Raw genomic sequence first — 20953 nt, forward strand, 5'->3', positions numbered from 1 at the left:
GGGGCAAGTTTACGATCATGTTAATGAAATGAGAAGTAAAAAGGGCAGGCTCTGGGCCCGCCCTCTCACTTACAGGACCAGTCGACGAATGTCGGACAGCACGCCGTTCATGGTGGTGATGAAGCGAGCCCCATCGGCACCATCGATCACGCGGTGGTCGTAGCTCAGAGCCAGCGGCAGCATCAGGCGCGGCGCAAACTCTTTGCCATTCCACTTCGGCTTCATCTCGGACTTGGAGACACCGAGGATGGCCACTTCCGGCGCGTTGACGATCGGGGTAAAGCTGGTACCGCCGATGCCACCCAGGCTGGAGATGGTGAAGCAACCGCCCTGCATGTCGGCAGCGGTCAGCTTGCCGGCACGGGCCTTCTTGGAGATCTCGGCCAGATCGCGAGACAGCTCCATGATGCCCTTCTTGTTAACATCGCGCACCACGGGCACAACCAGACCGTTGGGGGTATCTACCGCCACACCGATGTGGATGTACTTCTTCATGATCAGCTTGCTGCCATCTTCGGACAGGGAGCTGCAGAAGCGCGGGTGAGCTTCCAGCGCCTTGGCGGCGGCTTTCAGGATGAACACCAGCGGGGTGATCTTCACGTCAGCCTTCTGCTTCTCGAGCATCGCGTTCTGCTCTTTGCGGAACGCTTCCAGCTCGGTGGTATCGGCTTCGTCGAACTGGGTGACATGAGGGATCATGACCCAGTTGCGGTGCAGGTTCGGACCGGAGATCTTCTGGATGCGGGTCAGCTCTACCTCTTCCACATCACCGAACTTGCTGAAGTCTACCTTCGGCCACGGCAGTACGCCCAGACCGTTGCCACCGGCTACGCCGGCAGAGGCAGGAGCGGACTCGGCACGCTTGATGGCATCCTTCACGTAGGCTTGTACGTCTTCTTTGACGATACGGCCCTTGCGACCGGAGGCTTTCACCTTGGCCAGGTTGACGCCGAACTCGCGCGCCAGACGGCGTACTGCCGGGGAAGCGTGCACATAAGCGTCGTTGGCAACGAAATCGGTCGCAGCGGCAGCAGCCTGGGCAACCGGAGCCGGAGCAGCGGCAACAGGGGCTGCAGCGACCGGAGCGGCAGCTTGAGCAACCGGCGCGGCAGCAGGGGCAGCGCCAGCCACTTCGAATACCATGATCAGGGAACCGGTGGAGACCTTGTCACCCGCCTTCACCTTGATCTCTTTGACCACACCGGCGAACGGCGCAGGCACTTCCATGGAGGCCTTGTCACCTTCCACGGCGATCAGGGACTGGTCGGCTTCAACCTTGTCACCCACCGCAACCATGATCTCGGTGACTTCCACTTCGTCGCCACCGATATCCGGTACGTTGACCTCTTTGGCCGCAGCGGCAACCGGGGCTGCAGCCACGGGCGCGGCAGCTTGAGCCGGTGCAGCAACGGCAGCAGGCGCAGCGCCAGCCACTTCAAATACCATCACCAGAGAGCCGGTAGAAACCTTGGCGCCAGCGGCAACCTTGATCTCGACCACGCGACCGGCGAACGGCGCCGGCACTTCCATGGAGGCCTTGTCACCTTCCACGGCGATGATGGACTGGTCGGCTTCAACCATGTCGCCCACGGCAACCATGATCTCGGTGACTTCAACTTCGTCACCACCGATGTCCGGTACGTTGACATCTTTGCGAGCGGCAGCGACCGGTGCGGCGGCCGGAACTGCAGCAACAGGAGCGGCCACTTCTGCAGGTGCAGCAGCGCCTTCGGCTTCGAAGATCATGATCTGGGAACCGGTGGCAACCTTGTCGCCCACCTTGATCAGGATCTCTTTGACGATACCGGCGGACGGCGCCGGTACTTCCATTGAGGCCTTGTCGCCTTCTACCGCGATGATGGACTGGTCCAGCTCGACCTTGTCACCCACGGCCACCATGATCTCGGTGACTTCAACTTCATCGGCGCCGATATCCGGCACCATAATCTGTTTGGACATTGTGCTTTATCCTCTTGCGTCGATCCGCGTGACTGGCTGATGCCGCCACGCACATCTCGCGTTAACCGTTTTAAACCCTGGCAGGGTCGCGCCGCATGACGGCGCGACCCTTGATCCACTTACGCGTACAGCGGGTTGACCTTGTCGGCATCGATGCCGTACTTGGCGATGGCATCAGCCACAACCTGCTTGTCGATCTCGCCGCGCTTGGCCAGCTCGGTCAGGGCAGCAACCACCACGTAGAACTCGTTCACTTCGAAGTGACGACGCAGGTTGGCACGGCTGTCGGAACGGCCGTAACCGTCGGTACCCAGCACGCGGTAGTTCTCGGTCGGAACGAAGGCGCGAACCTGATCGGCGAAGGACTTCATGTAGTCGGTCGCAGCGATGGTGGCTTCGGAACCCAGCACCTGAGCGATGTACGGTACGCGAGCTTCGGCTGTCGGGTGCAGCATGTTCCAGCGATCCGCGTCCTGACCGTCACGAGCCAGCTCGTTGAAGGAGGTGACGCTGAACACGTCGGAGCCCACGCCATATTCGCTTGCCAGGATCTGGGCAGCAGTGCGCACGTGACCCAGGATGGAACCACAACCGAGCAGCTGAACTTTCGCCTTGGCACCGGCGACGGATTCCAGCTTGTAGATACCCTTGCGGATGCCTTCCTCGGCGCCTTCCGGCATGGCCGGCATGGCGTAGTTCTCGTTCAGGGTGGTGATGTAGTAGAACACGTTCTCCGGGTTCTCACCGTACATGCGGCGCAGGCCGTCCTGTACGATCACCGCCACTTCATAGGCGTAGGACGGGTCGTAGGAGATGCAGTTCGGGATGGTGCCGGCCAGGATGTGGCTATGACCATCTTCGTGCTGCAGACCTTCGCCGTTCAGGGTAGTACGACCGGAGGTCGCACCCAGCAGGAAGCCACGGGCTTGCTGGTCACCGGCTGCCCACGCCATGTCGCCGATCCGCTGGAAGCCGAACATGGAGTAGTAGATGTAGAACGGGATCATCGGGCAATCGTTGGTGCTGTAAGAGGTCGCAGCAGCCAGCCAGGAGGACATGGCGCCCAGCTCGTTGATACCGTCTTGCAGAACCTGACCCTGCTTGTCTTCCTTGTAGTAGGAGACGATGTCGCGGTCTTGCGGGGTGTACTGCTGACCGTGCGGGCTGTAGATACCGATCTGGCGGAACAGACCTTCCATACCGAAGGTACGGGCTTCGTCAGCGAGGATCGGCACGATGCGCTTGCCGATGGACTTGTCTTTCAACATCACGTTCAGGGAACGCACGAATGCCATGGTGGTGGAGATTTCGCGCGCCTGCTCACCCAGCAGCGGAGCGAAGGCATCCAGTGCCGGGATTTCCAGCTTGGTGGTGCTTTCGCGCAGACGGGTCGGCACATAGCCTTTCAGGGCGGTGCGACGGTCGTGCAGGTATTTGTGCTCGGCAGAACCGGCTTCGATCTTCAGGTACGGCAGATCGGCCAACTGCTCGTCGGCCACCGGCAGGTTGAAGCGGTCACGCAGGTGACGCACGGAGTCCAGCTCCATCTTCTTGACCTGGTGAGCGATGTTCTTGCCTTCAGCCGCTTCACCCATGCCGTAACCCTTGATGGTCTTGGCCAGAATAACGGTCGGCTTGCCCTTGGTCTGGGTCGCCTTGTTGAACGCAGCGAACAGTTTGCGAGGATCGTGACCACCGCGGTTCAGAGCGAAGATCTCCTCGTCGGTCATATCTTTGACCAGCGCGGCAGTTTCCGGATAACGGTTGAAGAAGTGCTCGCGGATGTAGCCACCGTCGCGGGACTTCATGGTCTGGTAGTCACCGTCCACGGTCTCGTTCATCAGCTGGATCAGCTTGCCGGAAGTGTCTTTCTTCAGCAGCTCATCCCACTTGCGACCCCAGATCACCTTGGTGACATCCCAACCGGCGCCAGCAAACAGGCCTTCCAGCTCGTTGATGACCTTGCCGTTACCGACAACCGGACCATCCAGACGCTGCAGGTTGCAGTTGACCACAAACACCAGGTTGTCGAGCTTTTCACGCACGGCAACGGTCAGGGCACCTTTGGCTTCCGGCTCGTCCATCTCGCCGTCACCCAGGAAGGCGTAAACGGTCTGCTCGGAGCAATCCTTGATGCCACGGTCGGTCAGGTACTTCAGGAAGCGAGCCTGATAGATGGCGGCGATAGGGCCCAGACCCATGGATACGGTCGGGAACTGCCAGAAGTCCGGCATCAGTTTCGGGTGCGGATAGGAAGGGATACCCTTGCCGTCCACTTCCTGACGGAAGTTGTCCAGCTGCTCTTCGGTCAGACGACCTTCAGCAAACGCACGGGCGTAGATGCCCGGGGAGATGTGACCCTGGAAGTAAACCAGATCGCCACCATCCTTCTCGTTGCGAGCACGGAAGAAGTGGTTGAAGCAGACATCATAGATGGTCGCAGAAGAAGCGAAGGAAGACATGTGACCACCCAGGTCCAGGTCTTTCTTGGACGCGCGCAGCACGATCATCATGGCGTTCCAGCGGATGATGGCGCGAATGCGGCGTTCCATCTCCAGGTCACCCGGGTAGTCCGGCTCGTCGCTGGACGGGATGGTGTTGATGTAATCGCGATTTGCCTTGGCAGCCACGTCCACACCGCTTACGCGGGCTTTCTCGGCCAACTGTTCAAGGATGAACTGAGCGCGTTGCGGACCCTCTTCACGCAGCAGGGATTCCAGAGAGGCAAGCCACTCCAGCGTTTCTATCGGGTCCACATCGTTCTTCAGGATATCAGACATGGCTGGTTCCTATGTTGTTGTGATTGCACGGCATTGCACGGCGAAGGGCGCAAGCATTCGACAATAAAGCCTTGTGGGATTAGTTTTCCTGCTGACGGATCCGACGCATGGATCGCTGGATCCGGCTGTCTTCCCTCTGCATATCCAACAAGGTGTCCTCGATAAAGGCCAGATGCTCATGACAAGCTGTTCTGGCCCGCTCCGGAGCCCCCGAAAGAATAGCCTCGATCAGATTCGCGCGATGGCGACGTATCTTGGCTACCACTCCCGGGCGGCGATTCAAAATCTCGTTATTCTGCAGAATGTTCTGTTCGAGCATCGGGCTCATGGCCCGCAGCAGGTGCAGCAGCACCACGTTGTGGGACGCCTCGGCCACCGCCAGATAGAACTGGGTGACGGCTGCCGACTCGGCCACCAGCGAACCGAGTTGGCCCGCCTCTTCGATGGTGGTTTGCACCTGACGAATGCGCTCGAAATCAGACCCGGTTCCCCGCAAGGCCGCGTAGTAGGCACAGATGCCTTCCAGCGCGTGGCGAAACTCCAGCAGGTCATACTGGGCTTCCGGGTGGGTACTGAGCAGTTCGAACAAAGGATCGGCGATCCCCTTGCTCAGGGCATTCTGCACATAAGTGCCGCCGCCCTGACGGCGATAAAGCAATCCGCGCGCTTCCAGTCGCTGGATGGCTTCGCGCAAGGAGGGGCGCGATACCTGAAACTGGATGGCGAGTTCCCGCTCGGGAGGCAATTTCTGCCCCGGTTGCAGGCTGCCTTCCAGAATCATCTGTTCCAGCTCGGCGACAATGGAGTCGGCCAACTTGGGTTGCGTAATCTTGCGATAGGGCATGAGGCTACTTTGTTAAATTGGTATTACCAATTTTATGGATGGGGCGAAAATTAGCAGAGGCCTTTTGAAAAGTCCACTCAAAAGATGATCTGAGTCAAGAATCACCACCACCACTTAAGGGGTAAAGCAGGGGAAACATGATTTAGCTCATAGAAAATGGTCTGACCAATATTCTTGACCACGCTCACAAATAACATTTGCGCAACCAGAGACAAAAATGGCCTGCCAGATAGGCAAGCCATTGATTTTAAAATCCAAACTAAATTTGAATATTTACTTTAGCTGTTTAGTAGTTGCCGGTAGTAATCCCACTGGAAACTGGCTCCGGGATCCGTCTTGCGCCCTGGCGCGATGTCGCAATGGCCGACAATTTTTTCGTGGGTGATGGCCGGATAGCGCTCCGAAATGGCTCGGGTGAGCCCCGCCAACGCCCGGTATTGAGCCTCGGTATAGGGGGTCTCGTCGGTCCCTTCCAGCTCGATGCCGATGGAGAAGTCATTACATGCCTCCCTCCCCTGCCAGCTCGAGACACCAGCGTGCCAGGCGCGCGCGCCGAATGGCACATACTGCACCAGCTCGCCATCACGGCGGATCAGGCAGTGGGCCGAGACCCTCAGCTGATGGATACCGGCAAAATAGGGGTGAGCCTCGGGGTCGAGTCGCCCCATAAAGAGATCGTCGATAAAGGGGCCACCGAACTCCCCCGGCGGCAGGCTGATGCCATGCACCACCAGCAGGGAGATATCATCCGGCGCTGCCCGTTCGTTGTGATGGGGAGAAGGCACCCGGCGCGCCTGCTGGCACCAGCCTGCGGCATCGATAGAGAAACAAGGTTGCGAAGCGAGTTGAGTCATCGGCTACTCGAGTTGGCTGATAAATGGCGAGAAAACGAAGATACCTGATAGGCAATCCGGCACCAACTCACTGAATCCAAGGGAAATGGTATGTTAGGCTGAGTCATCTTCCGCTCGATATGGATGGGGTATGCAGCACACGGCACGCTGGATGTGGTTACTGGCCTGGCTCTCTTTGATGGGCCTGCTGACCCTCTATTTTCACTCCCGCAACCAACCCAGCGTCACCGCCAGCGGCGAGCTGTTGCTGCGGGCCGACCAGAGCGGCCACTATCGTCTGGAGGGTGCCATCAACGGCCAGCCGGTGCAACTGCTGCTCGATACCGGCGCCACCCGTATCACCATCCCGCAGCAGGTTGCCGAGCGGCTCGGCCTGACCGCTCATGGCAGCAGCCAGGTCAATACCGCCGCGGGGCAGATCCGGGTCGGCAACGGCACCATCGAAACGCTGGCGATGGGGCCATTGACCTTGTACGATCTGGCCATCTTTATCAATCCGGCGGCAGACGGTGACGAAGTGCTGGTTGGCATGAACGCCCTCGGTCGGCTGGAGCTGGTTCAAAAAGAGCGGCAACTGCTGCTCAGACCCTTGCAGGAATAAGGCATGTTTCAACAGGATGTCAGCCGCGCCGTGCGCGCCGCACTACTCGAAGATCTGGGCGATGCCCTCACCACGCTGGACCAACCGGACGCCAGCGCCGATATCACCGCCCAGCTGATCCCGGCGGATCGGATGGCCACTGCCCGGGTGATCACCCGTGAAGCAGGAGTATTCTGCGGCCAACCCTGGGTGGATGAAGTCTTCCTGCAACTGAAGGCCCAGCTCGGTGGCGAAGTGAAGGTGGAGTGGAAGGTGCAGGATGGGGAAGTGCTCTCCCCCAATCAGGAGCTTTTTCGCCTCCATGGCCCTGCCCGCCTGCTGCTGACTGGCGAGCGCAATGCGCTGAACTTTGTCCAGACCCTCTCCGGCGTCGCTACCCTCACCGCCCGCTATGTGGCAGAGCTGGAGGGCACCGACTGCCGTCTGCTCGACACCCGCAAGACCATCCCGGGGCTGCGCACCGCCCAGAAGTACGCGGTCACCTGCGGCGGTGGCAAGAATCACCGCATCGGCCTCTACGATGCTTACCTCATCAAAGAGAACCATATCCTCGCCTGTGGCGGCATTGCCGAGGCGATTAATGAAGCTCGCCATCTCAATCCGGGCAAACCGGTGGAGGTGGAAGTGGAATCGCTGGCAGAACTCGAACAGGCGCTGGCGGCAAAGGCCGATATCGTGATGCTCGACAACTTCGACGTGACCATGATGCGCGAAGCCGTCGCCATCAATCAGGGCCGCGCCAAGCTCGAAGTCTCCGGTAACGTGACACTCGATACCCTGGCCGAATTTGCCGCCACCGGCGTCGATTTTATCTCGGTCGGGGCGCTCACCAAGCATGTACGAGCGCTCGATCTCTCCATGCGCTTTATCCAGCAGTGAGATTCACCCCGCAGGCCTGAGCAAATACTCGACCTAACCGGATAAACAACTTGCAAAAGGCGCCATGGGCGCCTTTTCTTTATGCAGGATCCCTCAGCAAAGGAGTGTAATGACGGACCCGCTTTCGCCCGTAACAAAGAGTCATAAGAAGCCACTTATTTTATGACTCGCATCAAGTTTTTGGTAAATGACATGAAAGTGGTTAACAAAGGCAGCAATCTCTGTTGCCACCCCTGACAGCTCGGATAAGATACTGACGTTCGGACGATTTTCTACCGACACTACCCAGGAACCAAGGATAAAAGGATATTTTCCATGAAGAGCGAAATGAAGAAACAATCGGGTTTTACCCTTATTGAACTGATGATCGTGGTCGCGATCGTGGCTATTCTGGCGGCGGTAGCACTGCCTGCTTATCAAAGCTACACACAGAGAGCAAAGTTTACTGAAGTAATTGCAGCCACAGGTCCAGCAAAAACTGCCGTTGAAGTTTGCGTTCAAGGGGCCAGTACACTAACACTTGCTGATTGTGTCACTGCAGGAACTAATGCAACATCTGGAGCTTTTACAACCTCAAATGTCTTATCTGGCGTTTCCGTTGCAAGTGGTACAAACACCATAACTATTACTGGTAGTGGTGGCTCTGATGTTGGTAACTCAACCTATGTTCTCATATCTAATGCTCTTACAGCAGCTGGTCAGCAAGTTAGGTGGACAGTCTCCGGTTCATGTAAGACTGATGGCAAATGCTAAGGCATGACCTCTAGCCCCAATAGCGGCCTGGCGTTAAGCCTGGCCGCCTCTTCACTGATCAGTGAAGAGGACTCCCAGCGCTATCTGAGCCAGGCCAAGGCTCAGCGCAAGCCCTTTGTGACATTTCTGATAGAGAACGAGATCCTCGACAGCAAGGCACTCGCCGATTTTTGCGAGCTGGAGTATGGGGTACCTCTGCTGGATCTTGCCGCCTTCGACTTGGCCGAGATCCCGCAGAAGTACCTCAATCAGAAGCTGATTGAGAAACACCACGTCCTGCCCATCTACACCCAGGGCCACACCCTCTATATCGCCATGTCGGATCCGACCAATGTCTCGGCGTTGGAGGACTTTGGCTTCAGCTTCGGTCTTCATACCGAGGCGCTGCTGGTGGAGGAGAACAAGCTCACCGCCGCCATCGGCAAATTGCTGGAGAGCGAAAATGACGCCCTCGGCATGGAGGATATCGACGAGTCCGAGATTTCGGATCTCGAGGTCTCCGACGAGAACAGTCGGCTGGACGAGAGCGTCAATACCGCCGATGACGATGCCCCCATCGTCAAGTACATCAATAAGATCCTGATGGATGCCATCAAGCGCGGCGCCTCCGACCTGCACTTCGAGCCCTATGAGTTCAAGTATCGGGTCCGCTTTCGCATCGACGGCATTCTACATGAAATCGCTACGCCGCCGGTCAACCTCTCCAACCGCTTCTCCGCTCGCCTCAAGGTGATGGCGCGGCTCGATATCGCCGAGCGGCGGCTGCCACAGGATGGCCGCATCAAGCTGAAGCTGTCGCGCAACAAGTCGATGGATATGCGGGTCAATACCCTGCCCACCATGTGGGGGGAGAAGATCGTTATCCGTCTGCTCGACTCCTCGGCGGCACGCCTCAATATCGAGCAACTCGGCTTTGATGACCGGCAGAAGGCGCAGTACCTGCGCGCCCTCTCGAAACCACAGGGGATGATCCTGGTGACCGGCCCTACCGGTTCGGGCAAGACGGTTTCACTCTATACCGGCCTCAATATTCTCAACACCACCGAGGTAAATATCTCTACCGCCGAAGATCCGGTAGAGATCAACTTGCCCGGCGTCAACCAGGTGCAGGTCAATCCCAAGGCGGGGCTCACCTTTGCCAGCGCCCTGCGCTCCTTCTTGCGGCAAGACCCGGATGTGGTGATGGTGGGGGAGATCCGCGATCTCGAAACCGCCGAAATCGCCATCAAGGCGGCGCAAACCGGCCACCTGGTGCTATCCACCCTGCACACCAACTCCGCCGCCGAAACCCTGACCCGAATGATGAACATGGGGGTGCCCGCCTTCAACATCGCCTCCTCGGTAACCCTGATCATGGCCCAGCGGCTGGCTCGTAAACTGTGCGACCACTGCAAAGCGCCGGAAGTGGTGCCGGAAGCCGAACTGCTGGAACTGGGCTTTACGCCGCAGCAACTGGCTGCCGGGCTGCGACTGTTCAAACCGGTCGGTTGCAAGGAGTGCTCGGGCGGCTACAAGGGACGGGTCGGCATCTACGAAATCATGCTGATGTCGGAGAACATCGCCAAATTGATCATGCAAGGCGCCAACTCCCTGCAGATCGCCGCTATCGCGCAAAAAGAGGGAATGCGTACCCTGCGCACCTCCGGACTTGAGAAGGCCCGGCTCGGGGTCACCAGTCTGGCCGAGGTCAACCGGGTCACCACCAACTAATTCACGTGGTGCAGCGTTCTACCGGTTCGGTTGGCAAAGGGGCTGTCACCCACGAATACAAAGTGGATGATGGCCCCGGCAACAGAGTAATCAGATATTCAAGTGACCGGGTTGGCGCCAAGAAGGCCCCCCCTATCAGTACCCCGCCGGCATCAAGCCAGTCGGACACCTTGACCAGGTTGGTAACGTGCAGAGCTCGGCTCTGACAACCAACCCCATTGCAGGATGCAAAGATGGCAACCCTAACGAAAAAGAACAATGCCCCCAAGAAAGTCTTCGCCTTCCGCTGGCATGGGGTAAACCGCAAGGGGCAGAAGGTCTCCGGCGAGCTGCAGGCCGACAGCATCAACACCGTCAAGACCGAACTGCGCAAGCAGGGGGTCAACGTCACCAAGGTAGCCAAGAAATCCCAGGGGCTCTTCTCCAAGGGCGGCGCCAAGATCAAGCCGATGGATATCGCCATCGTCTCCCGTCAGATCACCACCATGCTCTCCGCCGGTGTACCACTGGTGCAGAGCCTGCAGATCATCGCCCGCAGTCACGAGAAAGCCTCGATGCGCGAGCTGATGGGGCAGATTGCCGCCGATGTGGAGACTGGTACCCCCATGTCGGAGGCGCTGCGTCGCCATCCTCTCTATTTCGATGATCTCTACTGCGATCTGGTGGAAGCCGGTGAGCAATCCGGTGCACTGGAGACCATCTACGACCGTATCGCCACTTACCGGGAAAAGTCGGAAGCGCTCAAGTCGAAGATCAAGAAGGCGATGTTCTACCCCACCATGGTCATTCTGGTCGCCATCGTGGTGACCTCCATCCTGCTGCTGTTCGTCATTCCGCAGTTCGAGGATATCTTCAAGAGCTTTGGTGCCGAGCTGCCGGTGTTCACCCAGTTTGTTATCGGCATCTCCCGCTTTATGCAGAACTGGTGGTATGTCTTCTTTGGTGGCACGGCCCTTGGCATCTTCCTTTACGTGCGGGCCTGGCGGGCCTCCCAGAAGGTGAAAGACAATACCGACAAGTTCGTCCTCACCATTCCGGTGGTCGGGATGATCCTGCACAAGGCGGCTATGGCTCGCTTTGCCCGCACCCTGTCGACCACCTTCTCCGCCGGTATTCCGCTGGTAGATGCGCTGATTTCAGCGGCTGGCGCCTCCGGCAACTATGTCTATCGCACCGCGGTCATGGCCATCCGCAACGAGGTGGTGGCCGGTATGCAGATCAACGTGGCGATGCGCACCGTCGATCTCTTCCCCGACATGGTGATCCAGATGGTGATGATCGGTGAGGAGTCCGGTGCCATCGATGATATGCTCTCCAAGGTCGCCACCATCTTCGAACAGGAGGTGGATGATCTGGTCGATGGCCTCACCAGCCTGCTGGAACCCCTCATCATGGTGGTGCTCGGGGTGCTGGTCGGCGGTATGGTTATTGCCATGTACCTGCCCATCTTCAAGCTTGGCGACGTGGTAGGCTGATTCATCAGGGCATGGCACCACAACCATGCCCTCCCCCTCATTCAATAACTGACGGTTGGTTATGACACTTCTTCTCGAGCTGGCTCACAGCTTGCCCTGGCTCTACTTCTCGCTGGTTTTTCTCTTCTCCCTGATGATCGGCAGCTTCCTTAACGTGGTCATCCACCGCTTGCCCATCATGCTGGAACGGGAGTGGCAGGCCGAATATCGCAGCTACTTCGCCACTGATGAGGAGGCCACTGCGCCAGAGTGCTACAACCTGATGGTGCCGCGCTCCGCATGCCCTCACTGTGGCCACGCCATCACTGCGCTGGAGAACATCCCGCTGTTGAGCTGGCTCTGGCTCAAAGGGCGTTGCCGCGACTGTCAGACCCCCATCTCGGCCCGCTATCCGCTGGTAGAGCTGCTGACCGCCCTGCTCTCGGTGGCCGTTGCCATGGTCATAACGCCAGGCTGGGGGACGCTGGCCGCCCTGCTGCTGACCTGGGTACTGGTCGCCCTCACCTTTATCGATCTCGACAAGATGTTGCTGCCCGACCAGCTCACCTTGCCACTGCTGTGGGGCGGGCTGCTGTTCAACCTGGCAGGCGGCTTCGTGCCGCTGGCGGATGCCGTGATCGGTGCCATGGCGGGCTATCTGGTGCTCTGGAGCCTCTACTGGGCCTTCAAGCTGCTCACTGGCAAGGAGGGGATGGGCTATGGCGACTTCAAGCTGCTGGCAGCGCTGGGTGCCTGGCTCGGCTGGCAGGCGCTGCCCATAATTCTGCTGCTCTCATCTCTGGTCGGTGCCGTGATCGGCATCAGCCTGATCGCCTTGCAAAAACATCATCAGGGCAAGCCCATCCCCTTCGGCCCCTACCTCGCCATCGCGGGCTGGATCGCCCTGCTATGGGGCGATACCATCACCCGCTGGTATCTCTCTACCCTGCTTTGAGCAAGAGGCCCCCATGTATGTAGTTGCTATCACAGGTGGTATCGGCAGCGGCAAGACCACTATCGCCAATCAGTTTGCCGCGCTGGGTATCGAGGTGGTGGATGCCGATGTGATCGCCCGCGAAGTGGTCGAGCCGAGCACCCCGGCCCTTGCCGCCATCGCCGACTATTTTGGCCCGGATGTGATTGATCCGAGCGGTCAACTCGACCGTCGTGCCCTGCGCGAGCGGGTCTTCAGCGATCCACAGGCCAAGGAGTGGCTCAATGCCCTGCTCCACCCGCTGATTCGCAGCGAAATGCTGCGCCAGTGTGCCACAGCCAGTTCTCCTTACTGCCTGCTGGTGGTGCCGCTGCTGGTGGAGAACAAACTCACCGGCCTCGCCAACCGGGTGCTGGTGATCGATGTGGATGAAGCCACCCAGATTGAGCGCACCTGTCGCCGTGATGGGGTATCGGCCGAGCAAGCCAAGGCCATCATCGCCGCCCAGGCGAGTCGGTCGGAGCGCCTCGCGGCGGCGGATGATGTCATCGAAAACTACAATGGCAGCGAAATGGCGATTAAAACGCGGATTTTGGCGCTGCACGAGACATATCTGGCAATTGCCTCTCAACAAGGCCGCCAAGTGTGAGTACACTAGGCCGGTTTATGGCTGGCCAGGATTAGGCATGATTTACGATTTCCCCCTCAATGAAAAAAGCCGGACCTATCTTCGTCTGGAGTCCCTGTTTTCCCAGATCCGCGACAATCTGGAGAGTGAACAATCCTGGGCACATATCGCCTTCTTCAAGGGGCTGTTCGATCTGCAGGAGTTGCTGGAGCGTGGTGACCTGCGCGCCGACCTCATCAAGGATCTGGAGCGTCTCGGCCAACGTCTGAGCCACTGGGCCAGCCTGCCCGATGTCGATCTGGAGCAGATCAAACTGATGCAGCAAGAGAGCAGCCAGCTCTCTCGCAACCTGCTCAACTCGCCACGCCCGGGTGCCCGCCTGAAAGAGGATCGTTTGCTCGGCTCCATCCGCCAGCGCTTCTCCATCCCGGGTGGTCTGTGTGCCTTCGATGTGCCACAGCTGCATCACTGGCTCGGCACCCCGGCCATCACCCGTCACCAGCAGATGCAGGGCTGGCTGAGCGATATCAACCTGCTGATGAATGCCATCACCCTGCTGCTGCGCCTGTGGCGTGAATCCGGCAGCTTCAGCGAGCAGGTTGCCAGCAACGGTTTCTTCCAGGACACCGCCGAGAGCGCCGAGCTGATCCGCATCAAGCTGCCGGGCAATCTGTTCTGCTACCCGACCCTGAGCGGCCACAAGAACCGCTTCGCCCTGCGCTTTCTGCCCACCGCAGAACAGCCGATTGGCGACGTGCCGTTCCAGCTCGCCTGCTGCTAAGGAGGGCTTATGGTCACCAAGGTAAAGTGTCCGACCTGTCAGAGCGAAGTGGAGTGGGGCCCGCAGAGTCCGTTCCGCCCCTTCTGCAGCAAGCGCTGCCAGCTGATCGATCTCGGCGAATGGGCCGATGAAGAGAAGCGGATCCCGGGGGAGATCAACCCGGATCTGCTGCCGGAGCAGGAAGAGGGCGATCAGTGGCTGTAAGCCCCTGGTCACGCACCTCTGCAATATGAAAAAAGGGCCGATTGGCCCTTTTTTCATGCTTGTTGATTGCTACCGGCTCACGCCAGCAGACCCTGTAGCCGCGCTACAATCGGGCCATTGGCATCGGGGAAGTGGTAGTTGTGCAGCTCGGCCACCGGCACCCACAGACACTCCTGACCCTCCTTGCCGAACGGCTCGCCGCTGAAACGGGTCACCTTCCAGATATCCAGCAATACCTGCTTCTCGGGGTAGTCGTGCTGCAGTTCCATGAAGGGGGCACAATCCAATACCCGGATGCCGATCTCTTCCCACAGCTCCCGATCCAGTGCGGTGAGCAGATCCTCGCCCGACTCCACCTTGCCACCGGGAAACTCCCAGCGATCCCCCTGATGGCGATCGGAGGAGCGTCTGGCGATGAAGATATCGCCCCGTTCATTCTCGATGACGCCAACCGCCACCCAGATCCGTTTTTTCTGTTCCATCAATTACCTCTGTTCGCTTGTTGCCACCAATAACAAGGCGGGCACTTGGCCCGCCTGTTATGGCATAGCGTCGATCAGGTCAACTGACCGTGGCAGTGCTTGTACTTCTTGCCGGAGCCGCACGGGCAGGGATCGTTGCGACCAACTTTCTGCTCGTCGCGCACGAAGGTGGTGTGGCCCTCTTCGCCTGCGGCCTGCTCATCGGCCAGCTGGCTCTCGGCAGCGGCGTGGGTATAGGTGCGGGGAGCGGCTTCCGCCTGCTGGCGCTGCTGCTCTTCCATCGCTTCCACATCGCGCTCCTGCACCTGAACACGGCTCAGGATGCTGACCACGTCGCGCTTGAGGGTTTCCAGCATCTGGGTGAACAGATCGAAGGATTCGCGCTTGTACTCCTGCTTGGGGTTCTTCTGGGCGTAACCGCGCAGATGGATGCCCTGACGCAGGTGATCCATGGCCGCCAGATGCTCTTTCCACAGACCATCCAGAGTTTGCAGCATCACTGCCTTCTCGAAGTTGCGCAGCACCTCTTTGCCGACCAGCTCTTCCTTGTGGGCATAGAGCTTCGTGGCTTCGTCCAGAATGCGCTCGCGCAGCTTCTCTTCGTACAGCTTGTCATCTTCCGCCAGCCACTGCTGCAGCGGCAGATCCAGCGCGAAGTCTGCCTTCAGGCGAGCTTCCAGACCCGGCACATCCCACATCTCCTCCAGAGACTGGGGCGGAATGTACTCGTCGATCACCGCGCCGTAGACGTCGTCACGGATAACGTGGATGGTCTCGGAGATGTCGTTGGTATCCAGCAGCTCGTTGCGCTGCTCGTAGACCACCTTGCGCTGGTCGTTGGCAACGTCATCAAACTCCAGCAAGCTCTTGCGGATGTCGAAGTTGCGACCTTCCACCTTGCGCTGGGCGTTTTCGATCGCCTTGGTGACCCACGGGTGCTCGATGGCTTCGCCCTCTTCCATGCCCAGTTTCTTCATCATGCCGGTCACGCGATCGGAGGCGAAGATCCGCATCAGGGTATCTTCCATGGAGAGGTAGAAACGGGATGAGCCCGGGTCACCCTGACGACCGGAACGGCCGCGCAGCTGGTTATCGATACGGCGGGACTCGTGACGCTCGGTACCGATAATGTGCAGACCACCGGCGGCCAGCACCGCATCGTGACGCACCTGCCAGGCGGCTTTCAGCTCGGCAATCTGCTCGCTGGTCGGGTTCTCCAGCTTGGCAATCTCTGCCTGCCAGTTACCGCCCAACACGATGTCGGTACCACGACCGGCCATGTTGGTCGCGATGGTGACCGCACCTGTCTGACCGGCCTGGGCGACGATCTCCGCTTCCATGGCGTGGAACTTGGCGTTCAGCACCTTGTGCGGGATCTTCTCCTTGGTCAGGATGCCGGAGAGCAGCTCGGAGTTCTCGATAGAGACAGTACCAACCAGTACAGGCTGGCCCTTGGCCACACACTGACGGATATCTTCGATGATGGCGGCATACTTCTCATTGGCGGTCAGGTAGACCAGATCGCCCATGTCCTTGCGCACCATCGGCTTGTTGGTCGGGATAACCACGGTATCCAGGCCATAAATCTGCTGGAATTCAAAGGCTTCGGTATCTGCAGTACCTGTCATCCCCGCCAGCTTGTTGTAGAGACGGAAGTAGTTCTGGAAGGTGATGGATGCTAGCGTCTGGTTCTCGTTCTGGATCTTCACCCCTTCCTTCGCTTCAACGGCCTGATGCAGGCCATCGGACCAGCGACGACCCGGCATGGTACGGCCGGTGTGCTCGTCGACGATGACGATCTCGTCTTTCTGGACGATGTAGTCGACGTTGCGCTCGAACAGGGTGTGAGCGCGCAGACCGGCGTTGACGTGGTGCAGCAGGCTGATGTTGGAGGCGGAGAACAGGGAGTCGTTCTCATCCAGCAGCCCCTCTTTCTTGAGCAGCTCTTCCACGAAGATCTGACCGTTTTCGGTCAGCAGGGCCTGACGGTTCTTCTCGTCCACCGTGTAGTGACCGTCACCGGTGTACTCTTCGGTGTCTTCCTTGTCCTGCTTGACCAGCAGCGGGATCAGCTTGTTGACGCGGATATAGAGCTCTGAGCTGTCTTCAGCCGGGCCGGAGATGATGAGCGGAGTACGGGCTTCATCGATAAGCACCGAGTCCACCTCATCCACCAGCGCGTAGTTGAGCGGACGCTGTACGCGCTGCTCGGGCGAGAACGCCATGTTGTCGCGCAGGTAGTCAAAACCGAATTCGTTGTTGGTACCGTAGGTGATGTCGGCGGCGTAGGCGTCACGCTTCTGGGACGCATCCATACCGGGCACGTTGCAATCGACGGTCATGCCGAGGAAGGCAAACAGCGGGCGGTTTGCCTCAGCGTCACGTTTGGCCAGATAGTCGTTCACCGTCACCACGTGCACACCACGGCCACTCAGGGCGTTCAGGTAAGCTGGCAGAGTCGCAGTAAGAGTCTTACCTTCACCGGTTTTCATTTCCGCGATGCGGTTAGAGTTCAGCACCATGCCGCCGATCAGCTGCACGTCGAAGTGACGCATGCCAAACACCCGCTTGGAAGCTTCACGCACGGTCGCGAACGCTTCCGGCAGCAACTGCTCCAGGGTCTCACCCTGCTCGATACGCTGACGATATTCAGCCGTTTTGGCCTGCAACTCGGCATCGGAGAGAGCCTCGAACTGCGGCTCCATGGCATTGATCTGTTTTACAATTTTGCGCAAAGCCTTGAGCGTTCTGTCGTTCCGGCTGCCGATAATCTTGGTAAGCAGTGTGCTAATCATGGGTACCAACTATTTCTGGTTATAAAAGCGTTCCGTCACTGGAACCTGAAGAAAAAAACCTAACCCCGTCTGGCACTGAGAAAGCGTGCGGGGTTGACCTGACGACCATCTTTCAACACTTCGTAATGCAGATGGACCCCGGTCGCGCGACCGGTGCGTCCCATCAAGGCAATCTTCTGACCCTGATCAACCAGGGTGCCCACCTCGACCAGCAACTTGGAGTTGTGGGCATAGCGGGTGACCAGGCCATTGCCGTGATTAATCTCCACCATATTGCCAAATTCCGGATGACGGCCCGCCCAGCTGACAATGCCGGGCCCGGTGGCCAGAATCGGGGTTCCGGGTTTGCCACGGAAATCGACCCCTTTGTGCATCTTGGCACGCCCGTTGAACGGATCGACCCGTCCACCAAACCCGGACGAGACCCAAACTCGCTCCTGTTTGACTGGCGTGCCGGAAATAAAACCGGCATCGGTGATATGGTGATTCATGATGAAAGATTCAAGTACCGACAGCTGCTCTTCACGGCTGCTGAGCTGCTGGCTGAGGTGCTTCATCGAGGCTTGCAGCTCGTTGAGGCTCACTTCCAGCTCTTCATCATAAGAAGGGCCGCCCATGGGGGGCAGCTCTTTGAAATTGAACTCGTCGGGATCGAGATCGGCCTGCTCGGTCAATCGTTCGCCGAGGGCATTGAGACGGCCAAGCTGGCCTTGCATGGTGCCTACCTGAGCAGCCAGCATTGCCAACTGTTCACGGGCTTCGTCGCCACTCTGGTCGACGGACTGTTGCTCGGCAACGGCAAGCGCCACTTCCAGCGCCTCCATTTTCTGGTGCCAGCTCTGCCAGAGCCAACCACCACCAAGGGCCAACAGGGAGAAGAGAATACCGCCGACCCAGGCCAGACGTTGTTTGGGCAGGTGCAACTTGCGTCGCTGCTTGCCGTGGAGGATCAGGGTAATGCTCATAGAAATCAGTCTGCTCGGTCAGGTGCGGCCAAGAGCCTGCACGGGAAATAAAACCGGGAGATAATCGGTATTAAAGGATGGAGTAAACAAATGACGGAACGTCGGTGCGGAGAGAGGACCGACGTTCCGTTGCACAGCTATCAGGCCAGAACCAGACCGTTATCGTAGTAAGCGATAGGCGCTTTGTCGCCCTCACCCTCGAAGGTCACCAGTTCCCAAGCCTCCTGCTCGGCCAGCAAGGCACGCAGCAGCTTGTTGTTCAGGGCATGTCCGGTCTTGTAGGCACGGAACTCACCGATGATGCTGCGGTTACACATATAGAGGTCACCGATCGCGTCCAGCATCTTGTGCTTGACGAACTCGTCCTCATAACGCAAACCGTCTTCGTTCAGCACCCGATAGTCGTCCAGTACCACGGCGTTTTCCAGGCTTCCGCCCAGCGCCAGGTTCTGGGAACGCAGGTACTCGATATCGCGCATGAACCCGAAGGTACGGGCACGGCTGATCTCTTTCACGAAGGAGGCACCGGAGAAATCCAGTACGCAACGCTGATTGCGCCCTTCAAAGACCGGATGCTGGAAATCGATCTCAAGATCCATCTTGAAGCCGTTGCGATAGGGGTGGAATTCCGCCCACTTGTCGCCGTCTTCAACCCGGATGCTCTTCTTGATCCGCACAAACTGCTTGGCAGCATTCTGCTCACGGATCCCGACTTCCTGCAGCAGGTAGATAAAGGGATGCGCACTGCCGTCCATCACCGGGATCTCGGGCGCGTCAACCTCGACATAGAGGTTGTCGATCCCCATCCCAGCCAGCGCGGCAGAGAGGTGCTCAATGGTAGAGACACGGACACCGGCTTCGTTGACCAGAGCAGTACAGAGCACGGTATCGCGCACCTGATCGGCATTGGCTGGCAGCTCCACCACAGGATTCAGGTCGGTACGCAAGTAAACGATCCCTGTGTTCACAGGCGCCGGACGGAACGTCATAGTGACTTTCCGGCCCGAATGCAGGCCGACACCAGTCGCCTGTACACTCGTTTTCAAGGTTCTTTGTCTAATCATGGGTGTACCCTAAACAGCTTAAAATCCGGACCAGATGGTCGTTGGCAGGCCATCTTAGCACATTCCTTGAACAACAAACAAACGAGATCCATAAGAGGCTTAGTCGGCTTGCTTGCGCAGGAACGCCGGAATATCCAGGTAATCCGGTTCACGACGAGCTTGCGGCTCGGCGTTGACCACCTTGGCCGGGGCTTCGTCCATCACGCGGCCTTGCATCATGTCGCTAACCAGCGGCTGACGCACCGGGCGCTCTTGCACCTGGCTGCTCTTGACCAAAGTGATGTCCGGCTTGCGCTCGGCACCGATACCGGTAGCAACCACGGTCACACGCAGTTCGTCGTGCATTTCCGGATCGATTACGGTACCCACAACTACAGTGGCATTCTCGGAAGCGAAGGCCTTGACCGCGTTACCCACGGTTTCGAACTCTTCGATGGTCATATCCATACCGGCGGTGATGTTGACCAGGATGCCACGGGCACCAGCCAGATCCACGTCTTCCAGCAGCGGGCTGGAGATGGCTTTCTCGGCCGCTTCTTCGGCGCGGTCATCGCCGGAGGCGGAACCGGTACCCATCATGGCGGTACCCATTTCACGCATCACAGTACGCACGTCCGCGAAGTCGACGTTGATCAAGCCCGGACGGGTGATCAGCTCGGCAATGCCCTGTACCGCGCCAAGCAGTACATCGTTGGCCGCCTTGAAGGCATCCAGCAGGGAGATACCGCGACCCAGCACCTTCAGCAACTTGTCGTTGGGGATGGTGATCAGGGAGTCGACGTTCTTGGAGAGTTCTTCGATACCGTGCGCAGCGAAGCCCATCCGCTTCTTCCCTTCGAAGGAGAACGGCTTGGTCACCACAGCAACGGTCAGGATGCCCATCTCGCGGGCCACTTCGGCCACGATCGGCGCAGCACCGGTACCGGTACCACCGCCCATACCGGCAGCGATGAACACCATGTCGGAGCCGGTCAGCAGCTCACGCAGCGCTTCGCGATCTTCCATGGCCGCATCACGACCCACTTCCGGGTTGGCGCCAGCACCCAGACCTTTGGTGATGCCACCGCCGATCTGCAGAGTGGTGTTGGCACTGGAGTTACGCAGTGCCTGGGCGTCGGTGTTGACGGTAATGAACTCGACACCTTCGATATTTTGACGAACCATGTGTTCGACAGCGTTGCCGCCGCCGCCACCTACACCGATCACTTTAATGACGGCTTCGTCAGTGTGGCTATCCATAAATTCAAACATGTTGTCTCTCCGCTT

18 protein-coding genes are annotated in these 20953 nt (G+C 58.7%); 9 read left to right on the forward strand and 9 right to left on the reverse strand.

Annotated features, from left to right (window positions below):
* Window positions 1–69 precede the first annotated feature (69 nt).
* The 4 genes from aceF to ampD all read right to left on the reverse strand — a co-directional run bounded on the left by aceF (window position 70) and on the right by ampD (window position 6437).
* Window positions 70–1959: a pyruvate dehydrogenase complex dihydrolipoyllysine-residue acetyltransferase gene (aceF, locus tag I6L46_RS14780; protein ID WP_216976154.1), complete on the reverse strand. Its 1890-nt coding sequence runs from the start codon at window positions 1957–1959 to the stop codon at window positions 70–72.
* A gap of 119 nt (window positions 1960–2078) precedes the next feature.
* Window positions 2079–4739 (reverse strand): pyruvate dehydrogenase (acetyl-transferring), homodimeric type, encoded by a 2661-nt coding sequence (aceE, locus tag I6L46_RS14785; RefSeq protein WP_216976156.1) that lies wholly within the window; start codon window positions 4737–4739, stop codon window positions 2079–2081.
* A gap of 79 nt (window positions 4740–4818) precedes the next feature.
* Window positions 4819–5583, reverse strand: a complete 765-nt coding sequence (gene pdhR, locus I6L46_RS14790) for a pyruvate dehydrogenase complex transcriptional repressor PdhR (protein WP_005336127.1) — start codon at window positions 5581–5583, stop codon at window positions 4819–4821.
* A gap of 278 nt (window positions 5584–5861) precedes the next feature.
* Complete coding sequence (gene ampD, locus I6L46_RS14795; RefSeq protein ID WP_167571392.1) at window positions 5862–6437, reverse strand: 1,6-anhydro-N-acetylmuramyl-L-alanine amidase AmpD; 576 nt, start codon at window positions 6435–6437, stop codon at window positions 5862–5864.
* Window positions 6438–6567: 130 nt separating this feature from the next.
* On the opposite strand from ampD, the gene I6L46_RS14800 reads away from it, so the two are divergent.
* From I6L46_RS14800 to yacG, 9 genes are all read left to right on the forward strand, one after another.
* Window positions 6568–7038, forward strand: a complete 471-nt coding sequence (locus I6L46_RS14800) for a TIGR02281 family clan AA aspartic protease (protein WP_040068932.1) — start codon at window positions 6568–6570, stop codon at window positions 7036–7038.
* A gap of 3 nt (window positions 7039–7041) precedes the next feature.
* Window positions 7042–7917: a carboxylating nicotinate-nucleotide diphosphorylase gene (gene nadC / locus I6L46_RS14805; RefSeq protein ID WP_120416062.1), complete on the forward strand. Its 876-nt coding sequence runs from the start codon at window positions 7042–7044 to the stop codon at window positions 7915–7917.
* A 327-nt stretch (window positions 7918–8244) separates the two neighbouring features.
* Window positions 8245–8670 (forward strand): prepilin-type N-terminal cleavage/methylation domain-containing protein, encoded by a 426-nt coding sequence (locus I6L46_RS14810; protein WP_041915402.1) that lies wholly within the window; start codon window positions 8245–8247, stop codon window positions 8668–8670.
* A 3-nt stretch (window positions 8671–8673) separates the two neighbouring features.
* On the forward strand, window positions 8674–10380 hold the full coding sequence (gene tapB, locus I6L46_RS14815) for a PilB family type IVa pilus assembly ATPase TapB (RefSeq protein ID WP_005336134.1): 1707 nt from the start codon (window positions 8674–8676) through the stop codon (window positions 10378–10380).
* 233 nt (window positions 10381–10613) lie between these two features.
* Window positions 10614–11855, forward strand: coding sequence for a type II secretion system F family protein (locus tag I6L46_RS14820; protein ID WP_005336136.1), 1242 nt, complete (start codon window positions 10614–10616; stop codon window positions 11853–11855).
* 61 nt (window positions 11856–11916) lie between these two features.
* Window positions 11917–12789, forward strand: a complete 873-nt coding sequence (locus tag I6L46_RS14825; RefSeq protein WP_204381446.1) for an A24 family peptidase — start codon at window positions 11917–11919, stop codon at window positions 12787–12789.
* A gap of 13 nt (window positions 12790–12802) precedes the next feature.
* Entirely contained in the window at window positions 12803–13417 is a 615-nt protein-coding gene (gene coaE, locus I6L46_RS14830) for a dephospho-CoA kinase (RefSeq protein WP_216976159.1), read from the forward strand.
* A 37-nt stretch (window positions 13418–13454) separates the two neighbouring features.
* Window positions 13455–14177, forward strand: coding sequence for a cell division protein ZapD (gene zapD / locus I6L46_RS14835; RefSeq protein WP_005336141.1), 723 nt, complete (start codon window positions 13455–13457; stop codon window positions 14175–14177).
* A gap of 9 nt (window positions 14178–14186) precedes the next feature.
* Window positions 14187–14381, forward strand: coding sequence for a DNA gyrase inhibitor YacG (gene yacG, locus I6L46_RS14840; RefSeq protein ID WP_021231282.1), 195 nt, complete (start codon window positions 14187–14189; stop codon window positions 14379–14381).
* A 77-nt stretch (window positions 14382–14458) separates the two neighbouring features.
* Here the strand turns inward: yacG and mutT are convergent, their stop codons facing one another.
* From mutT to ftsZ, 5 genes are all read right to left on the reverse strand, one after another.
* A complete protein-coding gene (gene mutT / locus I6L46_RS14845) occupies window positions 14459–14863 on the reverse strand; it encodes an 8-oxo-dGTP diphosphatase MutT (RefSeq protein WP_019444787.1) in 405 nt (134 codons plus the stop codon).
* 74 nt (window positions 14864–14937) lie between these two features.
* Entirely contained in the window at window positions 14938–17658 is a 2721-nt protein-coding gene (secA, locus tag I6L46_RS14850; protein WP_005336144.1) for a preprotein translocase subunit SecA, read from the reverse strand.
* Between the two features lie 59 nt (window positions 17659–17717).
* Window positions 17718–18623 carry a M23 family metallopeptidase gene (locus tag I6L46_RS14855; RefSeq protein WP_005355107.1) on the reverse strand — a complete coding sequence of 302 codons (906 nt, stop codon included), beginning with the start codon at window positions 18621–18623 and terminating at the stop codon, window positions 17718–17720.
* Window positions 18624–18763: 140 nt separating this feature from the next.
* Window positions 18764–19687, reverse strand: coding sequence for a UDP-3-O-acyl-N-acetylglucosamine deacetylase (gene lpxC, locus I6L46_RS14860; protein ID WP_005336146.1), 924 nt, complete (start codon window positions 19685–19687; stop codon window positions 18764–18766).
* Between the two features lie 99 nt (window positions 19688–19786).
* On the reverse strand, window positions 19787–20938 hold the full coding sequence (gene ftsZ / locus I6L46_RS14865; protein ID WP_005336147.1) for a cell division protein FtsZ: 1152 nt from the start codon (window positions 20936–20938) through the stop codon (window positions 19787–19789).
* Between the last annotated feature and the right edge of the window lie 15 nt (window positions 20939–20953).

The sequence above is a fragment of the Aeromonas sp. FDAARGOS 1416 genome, assembly GCF_019048085.1.
GTDB classification, from domain to species: domain Bacteria; phylum Pseudomonadota; class Gammaproteobacteria; order Enterobacterales; family Aeromonadaceae; genus Aeromonas; species Aeromonas veronii.